We start from the raw sequence: 19,839 nt of genomic DNA, 5'->3' as shown, positions 1-19,839 counted from the left end.
ATAGTAAAATGTGTACAATATTTATTTTTTAATACGTTATTTATTTGTACTTATTATATTTTGAAGTACATTGACCAAAATATTAATCCCTATAAATGAAATTTTATGAAAAACATTTTTACAATTACCTTTTTGCTGCTAGTAGCTACATCTTCTTTTTCTCAGATTGAATTAATTGACACAAATAAATCTGAAGTTGTAAGTAGAATCAGCTATGTTTATTTAGAAAAAGTTGGAGATAATCTATATAACTTTTTTTATAAAAACATGAATTCTGTAGGACATGAATATGAGAACTTTTCGTTTAACAATATAGATAATGACATAGATAAGTTATATACTATTTTTATGAACGGTTTTGAAGAAGTACCAAGAGATCCTTTAAAAATGAAGGCAAATGGAGATATCGTTTGGCTTAAATATACAAGAGACGATGGACAAGTATTTTTACAAATTCAACAATATGAAAATGAAGAAAATACTGATAAAATGAGAGTTTCTAGATTGTTAACAGCAGAAGACGTAACAAATTTATTTAAAAAATAATTTGTGTTTTAAATATTAAAAAGTCGAGATTTAATCTCGGCTTTTTTTATGATATTTTTTAAGTGTTTCGCTATCGGTTTTGTGTATGATTAGTGGCGTGGTTTAAGCAGTTAACTTTGCAAGTACGCACCAAACTGAAAATTCAAGAGTATTTTTCAGAAGTAGGCTAGAACTAGCAATAAATTATATAAGGTGTTGTGGTGCGTATTTTCTAAATCGGAAAGCCTTCTCTTCGTAATTCACTTTTTTCTTTTTCGTTAAAATTCTTTTTTACTAAATCCATTCTAGACTTAACTTCTCTTTTTTGCCTGACCCAACTATATAAATCGCCCATTATTGAATAGGTTGAAAACCATATTTCTTCTGGATTAAGCGACTTGTTGTAACGAAAAGCTTTCCATTCGTCAGTTCGGTCTTTTTGTCTTGTTCTTATACGACCTAGTGGACGCTCTTCTTCAAAAACTAGAAACCAAACGTCAACTATGTCTTGTTGTATTTCGTCAGGAAGTTCGTCAATTCTATCTCTTAAAGCACTATTAAACCTATTTTGGAAGTTCGCTTTATTCGGATTTTCTCTTTCTAAAAGGTCATTTATAAATCTTGTAGCTGTGTCAAGAGGTGTTCTACTTTTTGAAGATAAATCAAGAATTTCATTTATCTTTTCCATCACGTCTAATTTTTTACCGGATTTATTAGCTTTTTTCACACCTTGAATCCAAGTTCCAAGTCGTACTCCTTTATATTCATATCGTTGGCTTAACCCTATATTTTCTCCTTCATCAACTGCTTCTTGTAATAATTTTAATTTAGTATCATCTTTCCATTCTTGCCATAATTTATGAGCATCACCAAAGTAAAAATGTTCTCTTTTTAGTTGTTCTTCGTGGTCTTCTGGTAATATTTTGTTCTTATAATAAATCTTTTGTTTTAGGTACCAATTGTAAAGAGAAGGGTTTTTGTAGTCACTTGGTACTGTAACACTATATTTTTCTCCTTTATCAAGATTTTCTTTTTTAAACTCTTTAAATAATTCAAAGAAATCAGGCCAAGAGTTCAAATATTCTTGAGTTATTGCAGGAATATAATCTGAGTCATTATTGTATGAAGCTGGCTTTGATTCAATTTTGCCTAAAGAATTTTTGTCGAATTTTAGTTTCTTTCTTTTAGCAAAAGCCTTTTTATTAGACTTTACAAATTCATATTCAGCATTTGTTTTTGATTCAGGCCAAATAAATCCTGATTGTTCTAAGTCAACAAGCACTTCCGTTGTCAATTTTTGAACGTTTTTATCTTCTCCGTTAAGAATTGGTTCGAAATATTCTTCAAATTGTCTAACTAATTTTTTCCCTTGTTGATTGTTTTTTGAAAATTCGAATAAAGTTGATGCTTCTATATTGTCAAACAATCCAAAACTTGTCAAGTTAGACGAACCTGTTATAAATCGATAATTGTGCTTGCCTTGAAAAAAATAAATTTTAGGGTGAAACATTATTTGGTCTTTTGTACAGAAAATCCAAGTGTCAATATTGTTATCGATTAAAAACTGAAGAGCTTCTCTCGAAGTTCCTTTTGGTACAATTCCAAGGTAGAACTTTAATGACTTAAATTTTTTAGAAGCTTGTAGTAGTTCTTTTTTAATTCGGTTAATTCCTGACATTTTCGTAAACGCAGAGAATCCAACAAAAGAGTAGTAGTCTTCATTTTTTAAGGAATCAATCATATAGTGTCCAACGGTATTTGTATGGTCTGTATGAAGTCCGTGTCCTAAAAATTCTACTCTCATTTCATTTTTGTTATATGTCTCGTCCTAAAATATGTCTAGTCCTGAACTATACACCACAACTGGTGAAAGAATATCCATCTGTTTTAATTGTGGATATTCACCGAATAGCGAAGTTCAATAAAAATATATTAAGAATCAAACTAAATGTTCTTATTCAAAAGACTACCAATCTATAGGTTGGTAATCTTTTAAGAATTTACCACACCAATGTTTACCAGTATTTATACCATCTATTAGTGGGTCTAAAACGCGTGCAGCTCCATCTACAATATCTAACGGTGGTTGAAAATCGTGTACTTCTACTTTTTTCTTTGCCAATTCAGCAGGATCTTCATCGGTAACCCAACCTGTATCCACAGCATTCATAAAAACCCCATCTTTAGCAAATTCACCTGCAGAAGTATGCGTTAACATATTTAAAGCAGCTTTTGCCATATTGGTGTGCGGATGACGAGCTTCTTTATGAAACCTGTGAAATTTACCTTCCATAGCCGATACGTTAATAATATGCTTCATACCTGTATTTTCTTTTCTCATTAATTTAGAAAGACGATTACACAACACAAAAGGCGCAATGGCATTTACCAATTGTACTTCAATCATTTCAGGTGTTTCTATTTCTCCTAATTTTAAACGCCAGCTATTTGTTTTTCGTAAGTCTACTTGTTGTAAATCGGCATCTAATTGGCCTTCAGGAAAAACTTCTTCCGCTTTTAAAGAATTGTCAAAACTATACGGTATTTGAGATAGTTTTGCAGAAGCTCTAAGTCCAATTCCTGGTTCTTTTCCATGCCAAGTAACTGCTAATGCATTATTTTTATCGTCTGATGCTTTTATAGATAAATCTTCTAACTCTTGAATGCAATTGTAATGATCTTTTAGTAATTCTTTAGCAAAGCGAGGTAAAGTATCGAACGGAACTTCTTCTTTTTCCATTAAATGTTTAAAGAATCCGGAAGGTCTTCTTACTGTTTGTGCGGCATTATTAATTAAAATATCGAGTCTGTCATATTGTTGTTCAATAAAATTACAGAAAATTTCTACACTGGGTATATGTCTTAAATCGAGACCGTGTATTTTTAATCGGTGTCCCCACTGTGCAAAATCTTCTTCTTTAGAAAAACGTAAAGCAGAATCTACCGGAAATCTAGTCGTAGCAACCACAGTTGCACCAGCACGTAACAGTATTAAGGTAATATGATAGCCAATCTTTAACCTAGAACCAGTAACTACAGCAACTTGATTCGTTAAATCTGCCGTTTGAAAACGCTTAGCATAATTATAATCACCACAATCAGTACACATAGTGTCGTAAAAGTGATGCAATTTTGTGTACACCGTTTTACAAACATAACAGTTTCTTGGAGATTCTAACTCGGGAGTGTCTTCTTGTTTAGGAATCGCTAATAGTTTTGGCGCAATAAATATGGCGGCTTCTCTAGCGCTACGAATTCCCGTTTCTTTTCGAGCATGCTTATCTCGCTCAATCATTTTTCTTTTTGCAGCTTTTTCAGCACTCTTTTTACGCTTTACAAACTCATCTCGGTTAGGACGAGACAGTTTTCCTGCCGCTGCCATTAAGGCGATTCGTTTTTCTTCTGTAAGATCAAATATTTGATCTGTATTGTTTAATAATTTATTGAGTACTGTAATACAGGTGTCAATTTCTTCTTGATTTATCGTATTTGATAAATCTTTATCCTCTTGCATCATAAAATAAAATTATGCGGTAAATGTAATGATTAAAGTGACTGTATGTTTCAGTATAGAATTTGTTTTATAAAGATATTTAATCGATTATTTTTTAGCTTTGATAGCTTTATATAAATTAAGAAATAAGATAGCAGCGATAAATAATAAAAAAGCAACAGCAATATAAAAGAATTTCTTTCTACTTTTTAAATATAGATTTGATGTTTCTTCATAAGGTAATAACACTTCTTTATTAACCTCTATTTGGTATATTAAATACCCACTACCAAATATTCTTTGCTTATCTTCTTCAAGGTATAATGTGTAGCTATCAGGTTTTTTTCTAATACGTATAAATGTAGAGGTAATACCAAATATTTCTTGACATCGTTTAGTACCTAACTCTATACTTCTTAGTTCTTTACCGTTAAATGTTCCCGTAATTTTAGTGTAGGCATCATTCTTTTTTTTACTTTTTACATAGTAAATGCTATCACTATCAATTTCAATTTTTTTTAAATCTTTAAATGCAGGGACTTCTTGTGGAGATAGAAAAACAATTTTAATAGCTAGAGTTAAATATACTGCACCAATTAATAAGCCTTTTATGATAGAACCGGTAATTTTTTTTGTCATTTTTACTATTAATAACGTTATAGTTAATTAGTTTTTAACAACGAATCTAATCGAAAAAGAATTAATGGTCAAAATAAAAGTATAGTAAAATTAGTTATTCAAAAAATATTTTAATTCCTCGTAAGTTTTAATTTTTGTTGATTTTTTTTCTTTATCTATTATTGATTTAATTTGAGAAGGAATATCCACTTTTACAGATAAAGTATCTTCTACAATATCTAAAAATTTTACAGGATGTGCCGTTTCTAAGAAAACACCATATTGGTCGTTTTGTAAGTTATATTCTTTTAATCCTAGATATCCAACAGCTCCATGAGGATCGGCAATATAGTTAGCCTTTTTATATATCAATTTCATAGCATCTCTTGTTTCATCATCAGAAAAAGAATACGATGAAAAAGCCGATTTTAAAGCCTTATAATCATTGTTGAATAATTCTTGAATCCGGATAAAGTTACTTGGATTTCCAACATCCATCGCGTTAGAAATGGTAGGTTTAGATGGTTTTGGTGTGTAGTTTCCATCATTCATAAAATTAGGAACGGTATCGTTTACATTCGTGGCAGCCACAAAATGTTTAATAGGTAAACCTAGCTTTTGTGCCATTATTCCTGCACAAATATTCCCAAAGTTTCCACTTGGTACTGAAAAAACGAGGTTTTTATGTTGTTTATGTAATTGTTTATAAGCAAAGAAGAAATAGAACATTTGTGGTAGCCAACGTGCAATATTAATCGAGTTTGCAGATGTTAGGGAGCGTTTAATTTCGCCATCTAAAAAAGCAGTTTTCACCATGTCTTGGCAATCATCAAAAACTCCATCTACTTCTAAAGCAGTAATGTTTTGCCCGAGTGTTGTTAATTGTTTTTCTTGAATATCGCTCACTTTTCCACTAGGATATAAAATAACGACATCAACACCTTTTACCCCTAAAAACCCATTGGCTACAGCACCACCTGTATCACCAGAAGTAGCGACTAAAACGGTAAGTTGTTGATTGTTATTTTTATTGAAATATCCTAAACAACGTGCCATAAAACGGGCTCCGACATCTTTAAAAGCCATTGTTGGTCCATGAAATAATTCTAAAGCTCCGATGTTTTTTTCAATAGGTATTATTGGGAAATCAAACGCTAACGTTTCTTTGATGATTTGTTTTAGAACATTCGTTGGGATTTCTTCTCCCACAAATTGTTTAATGGTTTCATACGCAATTTCTTCATTAGAATATTCACTAATATTTTCAATAAATTCTTTTGAAAGAGGAGTGATGTTTTCAGGAAAATATAATCCTTTGTCTGGGGCTAATCCGTTAATAACAGCTTCTTTGAAAGAAACATTTGGCGCTTTATGATTGAGACTGAAATAGTTCATAGTTTGTTGGATATTGTGTTTTAGATGTGTCATTGCGAGAGAAGCGAAGCAATCTGTTTATTAAAAGATAAGATTACTTTGTCCTTCGTCCTCGTAATGACGGTTATATTATTTTTACACCTTCAGTATTAATTTTTGAGGAAATCATATGGTAATTGATCTCTTTATCTTTATAAGAATTGTTTATAGCTTTGTACACGCTATTTGCTACTTCATCACCTTTGCAAAGAGCAAATATAGTTGGTCCAGACCCTGAAATTCCTGCACCTAAAGCCCCAGCTTTTAAAGCTTCTTTTTTTACTAAATCAAAATGTGGAATTAAATGTTTTCTTGCAGGTTCAACAATTACATCGGTTAGTGAATTGGCGATTAAATCATAATCACTAGTATATAAACCACTAATTAAGCCTCCAACATTTCCCCATTGTGTTATAGCATCTTTTAAAGAAATTTTTTCAGGTAAAACACCACGCGCATCTTTCGTTTTTACTTCTACTTGAGGGTGAATAGCTACAATTCTTAATTCAGATGGGGTAGGTATAGGTACTATTTCTAAGGGGTTGTAGCTTCTTACTAAAATAAAGCCACCGTGAATAGCTGCAGCAACATTATCTGCAATTTCCGAACCACAAGCTACTTTTTCTCCAATCATTGCAAACTGCGTAAGTTTTAATTTAGAAAAAGGGTTGTCTAATAATTTATTAATAGCAAAAGCAGTACCCGAAGCACTTGCAGCACTACTCCCTAAACCACTACCAGGTGTAAAACCTTTATGGATAGTAATATTTACCCCAAAATTCGCATTGGCCTCTTTCAACATTGCTAAAGCAACAGCTCCAGCTACGTTTTTTTGAGGAGAAAGAGGTAGTTTAGCACCAGTTATATTTGAAATAATTACCTCTTTTGAAGTTGTTTTTGTAAATGTCATTTCATCACCAACATTATCAAGACAAAGACCTAAAACGTCAAATCCACAGGAAACATTAGCAACGGTTGCTGGTGAAAATATTTTTATTTTGTTCATCTTTTTGCAATTAAAAATAAATCTGTAGCTATAACTACATTGTTTTTTGTGTATTCTTTTTTATAGTTTTCAAGAAGTTTAAAATTGTTGATTTTTAATTCTTCAACTAAATCATTTTCTTGATGGTAATAAGTGTATATTTTATCTCCTGAACTAGAAGTTTTATATTCTGATTTATCATAATCATCAATCATAGTACTGATAAAAATGAGTCCGTTTTCATTTAAAAGAGTTTTTGATTTTTTTATTAATTTAATTGTCTCTTCTTTTGAAATGTATGGGAAACAAAATCCGTAGATAATTACATCATATTTTTGTTTTAAGTTGTCTATGTTTCTGCAGTCTAAAACTTTAAAGTCAGTTTCAGGATTGTTTTTTTTAGCCAATTCAATCATATTTTCTGAAAAATCGATACCAGTGATATTAAAATTGGGATTTCTTTCTAAAGGATATTTGGTAATATTTCCCGGCCCACAACCAACATCTAAAATTTTTGCATTCTGAATTTTGGTATGCTGTAAAAGTGCATCAAAACTATATGTATAAACAGAAGAGCTCATAAATTTATCTTCATACTTTTGCGCAACTTTATTCCAAGTTTGATATGTAATATTTTCTTTGTTCATCATTCCTTTTTATCCATTTGCTATTCTAATAACATCAGCAAAAATACCTGATGCAGTTACATCAGCACCAGCTCCAGCACCTTTAATTAAGAGCGGTTGTTTAGGATATCGATCTGTAAAGAATAATACAATATTATCACTCCCTTCTAAATTATAAAAAGGGTGATTTGATGGAATGTGTTGCAACCCTACTTTTGCTTTTCCGTTTACAAATTCAGCAACGTATTTTAGCTTGCAATTTTTTTCATTAGCTTCTTTATAGATTTTTTGAAAATGAGCTTCAAACTCAATCAAAGAAGCATAAAAATCATCATTATTGGTTGTTTTTAAGCTTTTTTCAGGTAAAAATGAATCATTTTCAATATCCGAAAGTTCTAATTCATACCCACTTTCACGGGCCAAAATTAAAATTTTACGAGCTACATCTACACCACTTAAATCAATTTTAGGATCTGGCTCCGTATAACCTTCAGCTTGTGCTTGTTTAACAACATCATGAAAAGTTACTTTTTCATTAAAATTATTAAAGACAAAGTTTAAACTTCCAGATAAAACAGCTTGAATTTTCTGAACGTTATCTCCAGAAGCAATCAAGTTTTTAAGTGTGTCAATAATTGGTAATCCAGCACCCACATTAGTTTCAAACAAAAAAGGAGCGTTGTATTTTCTCGAAATTCTTTTAAGTGTTTTATAGTTTTCTAAACTAGATGCACATGCAATTTTATTGCAAGTAACCACGCCAATATTGTTGCGTAAATAGTTTTCATATACTTCGGAAACTTGCTGATTCGCAGTGTTGTCTATAAAAATACTATTACGTAAATTAAGTTCTTTCGTACAATTAAAAAACGACTCTAAACTTGTCGGTTCTCCATTTTCTAATAAATTTTTCCAATTGGATAGATTAATACCTTTTTCGTTAAAAATCATCTTTTTAGAATTAGAAATTCCCACAACATGAATATTCAATTTTAATTTTTCTAACAAATATTTTTTTTGTTGATGAATTTGCGCTAAGAAACGATTTCCAACATTACCAACACCAGTTACGAAAAGATTAAGTTGTTTTACTTTCTCTTCAAAAAACTGTTCATGTAGTGTATTTAATGCCTTTTTGGCATCTGAATTTTTAATAACAGCAGAGATGTTTTTTTCTGAAGCTCCTTGTGCAATCGCCCTTATATTTACATTGTTTTTACCAAGAGCGCTAAACATTTGTCCGCTTAAACCTTGGTGATTTCTCATTTGATCACCCACTAAAGCAATAATACTTAAGTTTTGTTCTAAAATAACAGGGTCAATTTTATGCTGCTCTATTTCTGTGGCAAACTTTTCATTAATTTTTAAAACTGCTTTTTCTGAATCATCATTATAAATACCTACACAAATAGAGTGTTCTGAAGACGCTTGTGTAATTAGTATCACATTTATATTTTCATCTGCAAGTACTTCAAACAAGCGCTTCGAAATACCCGAAACACCAATCATTCCACTACCTTCAAGAGTAAGTAAAGAAATATTTTCGATATAACTAATTCCTTTTACAGAACCATTTTTACTGGTTTTTTGAGTAATTAAAGTTCCTTCATTTTCTGGTTCAAAAGTATTTTTTATCAAAATAGGGATTTGTTTTTCCATCACGGGTTGAATAGTAGGAGGGTAGATGACCTTTGCTCCGAAATGCGACATTTCCATCGCTTCTTGATAGGATATATGAGGAATTGGAAATGCTTGTTTAACAATACTTGGATTTGCTGTAAACATACCACTAACGTCTGTCCAAATTTGTAATTCATCAGCATTTAAAGCTGCGGCATAAATCGATGCAGAATAATCTGAGCCACCACGACCTAGCGTTGTTGTTTGTCCGTTTTTACATTTCGCAATAAATCCTGGTAAAACGGTAATTTGGTGTTTATTCTTAGAAAAATAATCCTGACAGTTTTTGTTCGTTAATTTGAAATTTACCTGTGCTTTTAGATAATTGTTATCTGTTACAATGAGTTCTCTGCTATCTTTAAATATGGCATCCAATTTTTGTTTAGCAATTTCAGAGATGATGTATGAAGAAAGTCGCTCTCCAAATCCACTGATTGTTGCCAATGTTTTAGGGGTAACTTCTTCTAATAAATAACAACCTTCACACAATGTTGTTAATTGAGAAAATGATTGTTTTACATTGTTAATTACTTGATTTTGTGATGAACTAGGAAGAAGATCTTTAATAACATCTATATGCTGTTGTTCAATATTCTCTAAAATAGTTTTGTAATCTTTGTTTTTTTGTTTGGCTTTTTTTGTAGCCTCAATCAGTTTATTGGTAGTTTTACCAAAAGCAGAAACAATAACAGCAAGTTTATGTTCTTTTGAAATATGAGTAATTATAGAAATTACTTGTTGAATATTTTTAGCATTCTCGACAGATGATCCTCCGAATTTTAAAACTTTCATTTTTAAGTTTTTTGTAATTAATAAAAAATGACTTTAAATGAATTTATCTGTTTTCAATTTTATTGAAAAAATAAATTATAACCTGAATTGATATGAATAGAAAATAACCCTAAAGGGTTGTTGTAGAAATAATTGTTGTAGCAATAAAAGACATCACTATAAAAGTGATATTTTGAAGAATTATATTTGTTTTGCTTGCTAACATTGCTGTAAATGTAACATTTAATTTTAAATATCAAAAATTTAATAAAAAAAACCGCAACAATTGTTGCGGTTTTTAATAATAAAGCTATTTTTTTAATTATTCTTTTACAGTATTTTTAAATTTATCAAACTTATTTTCTGTTTGCTTTGGCCAGCTGTTGTTAGAAGTATCAACATCTGCAGTTTCCAAATCTGGATCTACGACGATACTTTTAATTTCTTTGTCTGATGAGTATACGCGGAAAACTTTATTTTCATCTTTATTCCAGATTTCTGCAGGATAAACTTCACGTTTTTTGGTACCATCAGCATAGTTTAATTCAACTATAATAGGCATTACCAAACCTCCTGGTTTTTCAAACTCTACTTGATAAATGTATTTAGGAACATCTTTTAGAGCTGCTTTTTTATCCGAAGAAAGTGAATTAATATAATTTTGAACCTTATCTGCATTAGCATCTTCTTTCTTGTCGGTTAGGTATACTAGATCTCCTAATGATTCGAAATAATCTTTAGCTCTTGGGTTTGTTTTAATTAATTCTTTAACTCGATCACTTTGCTTATCAGTAATGTATAAAGGTTTAACTTCTTTAATACCTATGTCTGTATAATCTGTAGTATAGAACCAACCTCTCCAAAACCAGTCTAAATCCATACCAGATGCATCTTCCATAGTTCTAAAGAAATCTTCTGGAGTAGGGTGTTTAAACATCCATCTTTTAGAATAAGTTCTGAATGCATAGTCAAATAATTCTGGCCCCATAATGGTTTGACGTAACATGTATAAACCAGCAGCCGGTTTTGTGTATGCATTCGGTCCAAAGTTTTTTACGTAATCTCCTTGAGACATAATTGCAGATAAGTTTTCTTGATCAAAACTCATATAACGAACAATATCTTTAGGTAAATTACCTGTATTAAAATTAGGGTCGTAGTCTAATTCAGCTAAAATTTCAACAAATGAATTAATGCCTTCATCCATCCATGTCCATTGACGTTCATCAGAATTTACAATCATAGGGAAGAAGTTATGGCCAACTTCGTGAGTAATTACTCCAATCATTCCGTGTTTAGTTCTGTCAGAATATGTTCCGTCTGCGTTTGGCCTTCCGTAGTTAAAACAAATCATAGGATATTCCATTCCTTGTCTTTCAGAATGAACTGAAATAGCTTTAGAATACGGGTAATCAAATGTCATTTTAGAATATTCTTCTAAAGTATTTGCAACTACTCTTGTAGAATGCTCTTCCCATAAAGGATTTCCTTCTTTTGGGTATAATGAAACAGCCATTACTGTTTTACCGTTAATGTTTACAGCCATCGCATCCCAAATATATTTTCTAGATGATGCAAATGCATAATCACGAACGTTATTTGCTTTAAAATGCCATGTTTTAGTCTTTTTAGACCTTCCTTTTTCATTAGCCTCAGCCTCAGCTTGTGTAACAATGAATACAGGATTTTTGTATGATTTTCTTGCTTTTTCCCAACGGTTACGTTGTTCTTTGGTTAACACATCTTTTTCATTTTGAAGCTCTCCAGTGGCATCTACAATATGATCTGCTGGCACAGTTAATTTCACCTCATAATCTCCAAACTCTAAAGCAAATTCACTACGTCCCCAGAATTGCATATTTTGCCATCCTTCTACATTATCATACACACATAGTCTTGGAAAAAACTGGGCAATTGTATAATTGTTGTTGCCATCAGGAAAAGTTTCTAAACCAGATCTACCACCATCTACGTTGATATCATTTATTAAGTAATTCCATTTAATTTTAAATGTAAAAGTTTCTCCGGGAGCTAATGATTTTGGTAAGTTAATACGCATCATTGTACTGTTAATAGTATATGATAAATCTCTACCATCATTATATTTTACTGCTTCTATTTTAAAACCAAAATCTTTTGATTCTCCCATATTCTCAGTTACAAATTTTTCTGGTGATTGCCATCCACTAGCACTTTTAGATTGTGCTAAAGGAGTTTTTGAGTCGGGAGCACGCATGTTTTGATCCAATTGTAACCATAAATATTCTAAATTATCTTTAGAATTGTTGTGGTAGGTAATTGTTTCATCACCATATATTTTATTGGTAGTTTCGTCAAGACGAATATCCATGTTATAATCAACTTTTTGTTGTGTATATGCATGTCCTGGAGCACCAGAAGCATTGTGTTGATCGTTAGGTGTGGCAAAAGCGTCTTTTAATTGACGAAACTTATTTTCATCTGTATGACCTTTTTGTAGTTCTCTTTTTGGTGCATCTTGTGCAAAAATGGATGCAGAAATAAACAGTGCAGAAAATAGCAAAGTAGTTAACTTTCTCATTATAGTTTGAATTGGTTTAAAAAATTAAGTGAAAATACTGAATAATTATCACTAGTAAAGGGTCTTTTTTAGAATTTTAACAAACCTTTATCATTTTTTTTAGTTAGGATTAAACTCTTACGATCACCATTAACTTTGGCTTTGATTAAGTTTTTTTGATCAGAAAAGTGCTTTGTTAGAATATCGTTCTGAATTTCAATAGTTTTCACTTCAGAAACATTATCTATTTCTAAATAAAAAAAGATAATATCTCCATTATATTCTTTTCCGATATACTTGTAATTCATTTCTTGATTGTTAATGGAAATTTTAAAATGTTCTTTTAGATAGTTAAAAAAATATTCATCGACGTTTTTAGGTTCATCCTTGGACGCTAATTGTAAATTTAAAATATAGTCCTTATTAATGGCTATTTCAATATCATCCATAAAAACATTCATAATCATTTGTACAGATTGAGTTTCAGGTTTGTACTCAATTTCTGTTAAAGCGAGATAATATTTATGAATTGAAAACCCCAGCATTGGGATAATAAATAAAAATAAAAGATATTTTTTCATGGTAGTTATCATTCAAATATCAAGCCAAATTACTCTTTTTTGATGAGTTCTAAGTATTGAACATGTTCTTTGCGTAAAATTTTAATTACTTCTAATACATTGCCATTTTTATATAATTTTTCTATACCTAATGGATTACAATACTCTAAAAAATGATAATATTTCTCTATAGGAATTTTTAACTCTTCGAAGAAAAATTTTTCTCCCAATTCTGATAGCAATTTAGCAGGTATACTTTTTTTGAAGGCTAAGTCTTTTCGAAGAGCCCATAACCTTTCGGAATATTTAAAAGGCATTACAAAACCTACACCAGCCCCCACAAAATCTAAATTAGGATCAGTTCTAACAATATTGGGTCTTACTCGTTGATCAATGTAATCATCAGAAGTTTTGGCTTTCATATTTACTTTAGAAAAATCCATGGTTTTCGTTAAAGCTTCCCCTTTTAAATCTTTAGGTGTTTGTTTAAAGTCAGTTTCTAAACTCCCAGAAAGGTTGTTGTTTTTAACAAAGACTTCATCCAGTTCATAGATTTCTTTCTCTAAATTAATTTTATTTTCATTGATTCCAAAATGTGTTGTTTTCACAAGTAAAAAGGTTGTTTTATATCCTACTGATGTAACTTTTAAAGAATCATTGATGCTAGCAAATACTCTAAATTTACCTTGGTTGTTAGAATAAGTTGCTTGTTTCGTGTTTAAGTTAATAATATGAGCATTGGCTAAAACACCTAAATCATCATAAATCTTTCCGTAGAAAAAATTTCGTTTATCCTGTGAAAAAGATTTTACGAAAATTAACAATAAAATAAAAAGTAGTTTTTGTTTCACTTTTAGTTTCTTTTTTACAAAGTAACAAGTTAACTATTTTAAGTTGAATTAAATAGTTTGTAAGGCCTTTGTTAATTTTTTAGTTTACTACTTGTTATAGTTGTTTTTTCTTTCTCAGTTAGTTGAGGAAAATTCTTGCTATTTTCTAATAAAATAGTAGCAAGCTCTAAATGTTTTTCCTTTTGATATAATTGAATGATTCCTCTTGGTCTACTATAACTTAAAAACTGATTTATATACTCTTTTTTAATTTTCAATTGATGTACAAAAAATCCGTCTGTAAAATATTTTCGGATTCTTAGCAAGTTTTCATCTTCAATCTTTAATCTTTTTAGCAATTTTTTCTGCTTGTTTTTTCCATTTAAAGCATTAAGTGCTCCTTCTAAATTTACAGCAACTCCTGATTTAATTTGTATTGTTTTTTTTTCTTTTGCTTTTTCTGTTTCAGTATAAGGTAAATTTAAAGTTTTTGCATTTACAATAGGAGTATTGTGAGGCATTATATCTTTATCCACTTCAAAAATACCTTTCCTTTTTTTTATGACTACTTCATTTAGTACGTATGTTTTATTTGGAAGTGATATCTGAATATTTTTTGAACTAATATTCTCAGTAGTAATAATATGTTCTTTAATTTCTAAATTTAGATGTGAAATAAGAAGAATGTCTCCTTTTTTAACTAGAATCTCGAACATTCCTTTTTCATTGGTAATTGTGCCTACTTCTAATGATTTGTTAATTATATGAACATCTTGTATAGGAATACTGTCTAAATAGATTTGTCCAGTTATAACTATAGGCCTTTCTTGAGAATAAATAGAAATAGTGGTTATTACCAATAACAAAGAGAGGTAGTTTTTCATATTACAAATAACGAAGAGAGCTTTCTTAAAAATGTTTTAAAGCACTTGTAAACTTTTGTTAATTTTGAAATTATGAAAAAACTTATTATAGCTAGTACATCTACTATTCACGGAAGTGGATATTTAGAATACTTATTACCAACATTAGCTGATTTTTTTGCTAAAACAACGACAATTTTATTTATTCCGTATGCACGACCAAGTGGCATTACGTATGAAGCATATACAGAAATAGTTAAAAAAGCATTTGCTAAAATTGACAAAAAAGCTATTGGTATTCACGAGTTTGATAACCCAAAAGAAGCAATACAAAAAGCAGAAGCTATATTTACAGGAGGAGGAAACACGTTTGAATTAGTAAATCAGTTGTATAAAAAGGGTGTGATTTCTGATTTAAAAGAAGTTGTTGAAAAAGGAACTCCGTATTTAGGAACAAGTGCAGGAAGTAATATTTGTGGTGTAACGATGATGAATACCAATGATATGCCGATTGTATATCCGCCAAGTTTTGATACTTTAAGTTTTATTCCATTTAATATTAATGCTCATTACTTAGATCCAAATTTAAATTCAAAACATATGGGAGAAACTCGAGAAACGAGAATTAAAGAGTTTCATGTTTTCAACACAACTCCTGTTTTAGGCTTGCGAGAAGGTAGTTGGTTAGAAGTTGAAGATGATTTAATAATCTTAAAAGGCATTCTTTCTGCTAGATTATTTCAACCAAACAAAACTCCTGTTGAGTTAAAAATGGATACTGTTATTAAGTTGTAGTTCTTTTATTTCTGGTAAAAATTAAAGGGTAAATTTAATAGAAATTTACCCTTTTAAATAAGTGCATTTTTATAAAACCATAAATTATAGTTTATAATGTGTTTTTAATCATTTTTCTTATTAGCCATTAAAGTATTTTTTAACAGCATTGCTATTGTCATCGGTCCAACACCACCTGGTACAGGTGTGATGTATGAAGCTTTTTTAGAAACTTCGTTAAAAGCAACATCTCCTACTAATCTAAATCCGTTTCTTCTTGAAGCATCTGCAACTCTTGTGATACCAACATCAACAATAACTACATCTTCTTTTACCATATCAGCTTTTAAAAATTCAGGTATTCCAATAGCCGCAATAATAATATCTGCTTGTTTAGTAAGCTCTGGTAAATTTTTAGTACGACTATGTGCTAGGGTTACTGTTGCGTTACCTATTTTTCTTTTTTGAGAAAGTAAAATACTCATTGGGCTACCAACAATATGGCTACGGCCAATAACAACTACATTTTTACCTGATGTTTTAATGTTGTAACGATCTAATAATTCTAAAATACCAAAAGGTGTAGCAGAAATGAAAGTTGGTAAGTTCAAAGCCATTTTACCAACATTAGTTGGATGAAAACCATCTACATCTTTATCAGGATTAATAGCCATGATAATTTTTTGTTCATTGATATGGTCTGGTAGTGGTAATTGAACAATAAAACCATCAATATCATTATCAATGTTTAATATTTCAATTTCATTTAATAATTCTTCTTCAGAAGTTTCTTTTGGAAGTCGAATTAGGGTAGACTCAAAACCGACACGTTCACAAGCTTTAACTTTTGCATTAACATAGGTTAAACTAGCACCATCATCACCAACAATAACCGCTGCCAAATGTGGGGTTTTTTTGTCATTTTTAATAAGTTCCGCAACTTCAAGTGCAATTTCTTCTTTAATATCTGCAGATGTTTTTTTACCGTCTAATAATATCATTTAGTGTGTTGTTGTGTTGTTAAGGGTAAAAGTAATAAGTTAAAACAAAAAAGAGAAGCTTAAGCTTCTCTTTTTTTTATTTCATTCCTTTCATCATTTGCATCATGCGTTTTCCACCACCACCTTGCATCATTTTCATCATTTTGCTCATTTGGTCGAATTGTTTCATTAATTGGTTTACATCTTGAACCGATGTACCAGAACCTTTTGCGATTCTCTTTTTACGGCTAGCGTTAATAAGAGTAGGTGTACTTCTTTCTCCAGGTGTCATTGAGTTAATAATAGCTTCAATTCCTTTAAAAGCATCATCATCTATATCAACATCTTTTAATGCTTTTCCAGCTCCAGGAATCATTCCGACTAGGTCTTTCATGCTTCCCATTTTTTTTATTTGCTGTATTTGGCTTAAGAAATCGTCAAAACCAAACTGGTTTTTAGCAATCTTCTTTTGAAGTTTTCTAGCTTCTTCTTCATCGTATTGTTCTTGAGCGCGTTCTACTAAGGATACCACGTCTCCCATTCCTAAAATACGATCCGCCATACGATCTGGATAGAACACATCAATTGCATCCATTTTTTCTCCAGTACCTATAAACTTAATAGGTTTATTTACTACAGATTTAATTGATAAAGCAGCCCCACCACGAGTATCACCGTCTAATTTGGTAAGGATAACTCCATCAAAATTAAGTAAATCGTTAAAAGCTTTTGCCGTGTTAACCGCATCTTGCCCCGTCATAGAATCTACAACAAAAAGTGTTTCTTGCGGATTTACAGCTTTATGAATATTTGAAATTTCTGTCATTAATGCTTCATCAATCGCTAAACGACCAGCGGTATCGATAATAACAACATTTTTACTATTTGCTTTTGCATGTGCAATTGCATTTTTGGAAATTTCTACAGGGTCTTGATTTCCTACTTCCGCATATACCTCTACACCAATTTGTTCACCTACAACTTGTAATTGATTAATAGCAGCAGGGCGATACACATCACAACCAACTAATAAAACTTGCTTATTCTTTTTAGTTTTTAAGTAGTTAGCTAATTTACCAGAAAAGGTAGTTTTACCCGAACCTTGTAAGCCAGACATTAAAATTACAGTTGGCGAACCTCCTAAATTAATACCAACAGAATCACCACCCATTAATTCGGTTAGTTCATCTTTAACCAATTTAACCATTAATTGTCCAGGATTTAACGTAGTTAAAACGTCTTGTCCTAAGGCTTTTTCTTGAACAGTTTTGGTAAATTGTTTAGCTATTTTAAAGTTAACATCGGCATCTAAAAGTGCTCTACGAACTTCTTTTAAAGTTTCCGCAACGTTTACTTCCGTAATTTTTCCGTGTCCTTTCAGCGTATGTAACGCTTTATCTAACTTTTCACTTAAATTATTAAACATGTGTGTCTACTTCATTTTTAGAGGCACAAATATAATTATTTTAGTCGGTAGTTTTTAAGTTAATATTAATAGTTTTGTGTGATGTTGAGTAAATATATCAAAAACATTAAAACTGCACGAATAGGCATTTTACCAATTATTATCTTCCTTTTTTTACAGTTCACTTCTTAAATCAATGAAATAATAAGTAATATTTTGATAGAACTAAATTATTGACAGCTTTTTTTGTGCACAGATTTATTTTTGTAGAACTGTTACTTATTAGATTAATACAAAGATTAAGTTATATTATTTAAAGTGTTTTTTAAGTTGTTTAGGTGGTTAAATTTAGTTTATTTTTTCTCAGGAATAAACTTCAAAGCGACTCCGTTTAAACAATGACGTTGTCCTGTTGTTTCTTTTGGACCATCATTAAATCGATGACCTAAATGACTTCCGCAAGTTTTACATTTTAATTCTGTACGCTCATAACCAATTTTATAATCTACATCTAATTCGATGTTTTCTTCTATAGCTTCATCAAAAGAAGGCCAACCGCAATGTGCATCAAATTTTCTATCAGATTTATATAGAGGTGTATTACAAGCAGCACATACATAGGTTCCTTTTTCTTGAAAATCATTAAATTCACTTGTGCCAGGTCTTTCAGTTCCTGCTTCTCTTAAAACATGAAATTGCATAGGAGTTAACTTTTTCTTCCATTCTGCTTCAGAATTTTCAACTTTGTATTTTTTGTTTTCCATTTTTTTATTTTGTGCTGTTGATTGACAGGAAATAAGAAATCCTATAAATAAGATAAAAACTATTTTTTTCATTGGTTTTGTGTGATGAATTCTACAACTCGACTCATGGTGTTTTTATCACGTAAGATTTTGGTGTGACCCAAACCTTGTGTAATTAACAATGAACCCTTTTGTAGACTTTGACGGATATTTACAGCACAACTTACAGCAACATCTCCATCTATAGAATCATGAACCACTAAAATAGGTATTTTAATTTGTTTTGCCAGTTCAGAACTTGCATGATTATCAACATCTCTGTTCCATTTTTTGTCGTAAAACTGTTTTAGTTTGGTTGCAATCTTAGGTTTTAAATTTAAATCTTCAATAAATCGATTAATAATTGTACTTACTTTGTCTCCAGATCCTATAGTTACAAAGTTTTTTAAATTTAATTCATTGGAGATATTGTATAATGCCATTCCTCCAAAAGAATGTCCTATTGCGCTATCAAAAGGACCAAACTCTTGATTAATTTGTTTTATAGCTTCCAGAAAATCGAGCATTGAAGTTTGTTTTCCTTCAGATTTTCCATGTGCAGGGCCATCAAAAGAAATTACCATGTATCCTTTTTCAAGTAGCTTATCGGCAACCGTGAATAATTGCGTACTTCTTCCAGACCATCCATGAATTAATAGCACTTTCTTAGTAGAATATCCGTAAGATAAAACATCTATTTCTTTATTAAGAGTTATAATTTTAATACGTTTTTTTTGTGCACTTTGCCACATTGTTTTTTCACGATCTGGCGTTTTAAAATTAAACGGTGAAGTGAATAATTTATGTGCAAATAGTACAGTTAGTTTTGTAGAAATAAACTGAATACAGCGAGCAGTAATTTTTATAAAATTAGGGATTGACATGCTAGATGGCAATATTTTCGTGTTGTTTGTAAGGTTCATTAATAAAATGTTTTCATGATAAAGATAGAAATTTTGTATCTTTAAAACTTGAAAATGTTTTAGACTTTTTTA

Annotated in this window: 17 protein-coding genes; 2 read left to right on the top strand and 15 right to left on the bottom strand. The window is 30.7% G+C overall.

What is annotated here, in order from left to right; genetic code table 11:
• Positions 1-105: 105 nt before the first annotated feature.
• Complete coding sequence (locus C7447_RS07800) at positions 106-546, top strand: hypothetical protein (RefSeq protein WP_148869948.1); 441 nt, start codon at positions 106-108, stop codon at positions 544-546.
• A 211-nt stretch (positions 547-757) separates the two neighbouring features.
• On the opposite strand, the gene C7447_RS07795 is transcribed toward C7447_RS07800, so the two are convergent.
• The 11 genes from C7447_RS07795 to C7447_RS07745 all read right to left on the bottom strand — a co-directional run bounded on the left by C7447_RS07795 (position 758) and on the right by C7447_RS07745 (position 14,924).
• Positions 758-2,329, bottom strand: a complete 1,572-nt coding sequence (locus tag C7447_RS07795; protein ID WP_148869947.1) for a phospholipase D-like domain-containing protein — start codon at positions 2,327-2,329, stop codon at positions 758-760.
• 162 nt (positions 2,330-2,491) lie between these two features.
• A complete protein-coding gene (locus tag C7447_RS07790; protein WP_394343757.1) occupies positions 2,492-4,042 on the bottom strand; it encodes an SDR family NAD(P)-dependent oxidoreductase in 1,551 nt (516 codons plus the stop codon).
• 84 nt (positions 4,043-4,126) lie between these two features.
• Positions 4,127-4,657 (bottom strand): hypothetical protein, encoded by a 531-nt coding sequence (locus tag C7447_RS07785; RefSeq protein WP_148869946.1) that lies wholly within the window; start codon positions 4,655-4,657, stop codon positions 4,127-4,129.
• Positions 4,658-4,747: 90 nt separating this feature from the next.
• On the bottom strand, positions 4,748-6,031 hold the full coding sequence (thrC, locus tag C7447_RS07780; RefSeq protein ID WP_148869945.1) for a threonine synthase: 1,284 nt from the start codon (positions 6,029-6,031) through the stop codon (positions 4,748-4,750).
• 103 nt (positions 6,032-6,134) lie between these two features.
• On the bottom strand, positions 6,135-7,055 hold the full coding sequence (locus C7447_RS07775; protein ID WP_148869944.1) for a homoserine kinase: 921 nt from the start codon (positions 7,053-7,055) through the stop codon (positions 6,135-6,137).
• Positions 7,052-7,684, bottom strand: coding sequence for a class I SAM-dependent methyltransferase (locus C7447_RS07770; RefSeq protein ID WP_148869943.1), 633 nt, complete (start codon positions 7,682-7,684; stop codon positions 7,052-7,054). The genes C7447_RS07775 and C7447_RS07770 overlap by 4 nt, the downstream gene beginning before the upstream one ends.
• A 6-nt stretch (positions 7,685-7,690) precedes the next feature.
• Positions 7,691-10,132, bottom strand: coding sequence for a bifunctional aspartate kinase/homoserine dehydrogenase I (gene thrA, locus C7447_RS07765; RefSeq protein WP_148869942.1), 2,442 nt, complete (start codon positions 10,130-10,132; stop codon positions 7,691-7,693).
• Between the two features lie 301 nt (positions 10,133-10,433).
• Entirely contained in the window at positions 10,434-12,671 is a 2,238-nt protein-coding gene (locus C7447_RS07760; protein WP_148869941.1) for a M1 family metallopeptidase, read from the bottom strand.
• Positions 12,672-12,739: 68 nt separating this feature from the next.
• Entirely contained in the window at positions 12,740-13,231 is a 492-nt protein-coding gene (locus C7447_RS07755) for a DUF6702 family protein (RefSeq protein WP_246143041.1), read from the bottom strand.
• Between the two features lie 29 nt (positions 13,232-13,260).
• Complete coding sequence (locus C7447_RS07750; RefSeq protein WP_148869940.1) at positions 13,261-14,061, bottom strand: carboxypeptidase-like regulatory domain-containing protein; 801 nt, start codon at positions 14,059-14,061, stop codon at positions 13,261-13,263.
• 71 nt (positions 14,062-14,132) lie between these two features.
• A complete protein-coding gene (locus C7447_RS07745; protein ID WP_148869939.1) occupies positions 14,133-14,924 on the bottom strand; it encodes a carboxypeptidase-like regulatory domain-containing protein in 792 nt (263 codons plus the stop codon).
• A gap of 72 nt (positions 14,925-14,996) precedes the next feature.
• Here C7447_RS07745 and pepE point away from each other — a divergent pair, with 72 nt between their 5' ends.
• A complete protein-coding gene (gene pepE, locus C7447_RS07740) occupies positions 14,997-15,698 on the top strand; it encodes a dipeptidase PepE (RefSeq protein WP_148869938.1) in 702 nt (233 codons plus the stop codon).
• Between the two features lie 104 nt (positions 15,699-15,802).
• Here the strand turns inward: pepE and folD are convergent, their stop codons facing one another.
• The 4 genes from folD to C7447_RS07720 all read right to left on the bottom strand — a co-directional run bounded on the left by folD (position 15,803) and on the right by C7447_RS07720 (position 19,767).
• Positions 15,803-16,678 (bottom strand): bifunctional methylenetetrahydrofolate dehydrogenase/methenyltetrahydrofolate cyclohydrolase FolD, encoded by an 876-nt coding sequence (folD, locus tag C7447_RS07735; RefSeq protein WP_148869937.1) that lies wholly within the window; start codon positions 16,676-16,678, stop codon positions 15,803-15,805.
• A gap of 76 nt (positions 16,679-16,754) precedes the next feature.
• Complete coding sequence (gene ffh, locus C7447_RS07730; RefSeq protein WP_148869936.1) at positions 16,755-18,083, bottom strand: signal recognition particle protein; 1,329 nt, start codon at positions 18,081-18,083, stop codon at positions 16,755-16,757.
• Positions 18,084-18,415: 332 nt separating this feature from the next.
• Positions 18,416-18,898: a peptide-methionine (R)-S-oxide reductase MsrB gene (gene msrB, locus C7447_RS07725; RefSeq protein WP_148869935.1), complete on the bottom strand. Its 483-nt coding sequence runs from the start codon at positions 18,896-18,898 to the stop codon at positions 18,416-18,418.
• Entirely contained in the window at positions 18,895-19,767 is an 873-nt protein-coding gene (locus C7447_RS07720; protein WP_148869934.1) for an alpha/beta hydrolase, read from the bottom strand. Before C7447_RS07720 ends, msrB begins: the two co-directional genes overlap by 4 nt.
• Positions 19,768-19,839: the final 72 nt, after the last annotated feature.

The organism is Tenacibaculum adriaticum (genome assembly GCF_008124875.1).
Lineage (GTDB): Bacteria > Bacteroidota > Bacteroidia > Flavobacteriales > Flavobacteriaceae > Polaribacter > Polaribacter adriaticus.
This window is presented reverse-complemented; position numbering and strand designations above follow the sequence as displayed.

Bases quoted from the DNA above. Each gene is read 5' to 3' on its own strand.
- C7447_RS07800 (WP_148869948.1), top strand. From the start codon at position 106: ATGAAAAACATTTTTACAATTACCTTTTTGCTGCTAGTAGCTACATCT.
- C7447_RS07795 (WP_148869947.1), bottom strand. From the start codon at position 2,329: ATGAGAGTAGAATTTTTAGGACACGGACTTCATACAGACCATACAAAT.
- C7447_RS07790 (WP_394343757.1), bottom strand. From the start codon at position 4,042: ATGATGCAAGAGGATAAAGATTTATCAAATACGATAAATCAAGAAGAA.
- C7447_RS07785 (WP_148869946.1), bottom strand. From the start codon at position 4,657: ATGACAAAAAAAATTACCGGTTCTATCATAAAAGGCTTATTAATTGGT.
- thrC (WP_148869945.1), bottom strand. From the start codon at position 6,031: ATGAACTATTTCAGTCTCAATCATAAAGCGCCAAATGTTTCTTTCAAA.
- C7447_RS07775 (WP_148869944.1), bottom strand. From the start codon at position 7,055: ATGAACAAAATAAAAATATTTTCACCAGCAACCGTTGCTAATGTTTCC.
- C7447_RS07770 (WP_148869943.1), bottom strand. From the start codon at position 7,684: ATGATGAACAAAGAAAATATTACATATCAAACTTGGAATAAAGTTGCG.
- thrA (WP_148869942.1), bottom strand. From the start codon at position 10,132: ATGAAAGTTTTAAAATTCGGAGGATCATCTGTCGAGAATGCTAAAAAT.
- C7447_RS07760 (WP_148869941.1), bottom strand. From the start codon at position 12,671: ATGAGAAAGTTAACTACTTTGCTATTTTCTGCACTGTTTATTTCTGCA.
- C7447_RS07755 (WP_246143041.1), bottom strand. From the start codon at position 13,231: ATGAAAAAATATCTTTTATTTTTATTTATTATCCCAATGCTGGGGTTT.
- C7447_RS07745 (WP_148869939.1), bottom strand. From the start codon at position 14,924: ATGAAAAACTACCTCTCTTTGTTATTGGTAATAACCACTATTTCTATT.
- pepE (WP_148869938.1), top strand. From the start codon at position 14,997: ATGAAAAAACTTATTATAGCTAGTACATCTACTATTCACGGAAGTGGA.
- folD (WP_148869937.1), bottom strand. From the start codon at position 16,678: ATGATATTATTAGACGGTAAAAAAACATCTGCAGATATTAAAGAAGAA.
- ffh (WP_148869936.1), bottom strand. From the start codon at position 18,083: ATGTTTAATAATTTAAGTGAAAAGTTAGATAAAGCGTTACATACGCTG.
- msrB (WP_148869935.1), bottom strand. From the start codon at position 18,898: ATGAAAAAAATAGTTTTTATCTTATTTATAGGATTTCTTATTTCCTGT.
- C7447_RS07720 (WP_148869934.1), bottom strand. From the start codon at position 19,767: ATGAACCTTACAAACAACACGAAAATATTGCCATCTAGCATGTCAATC.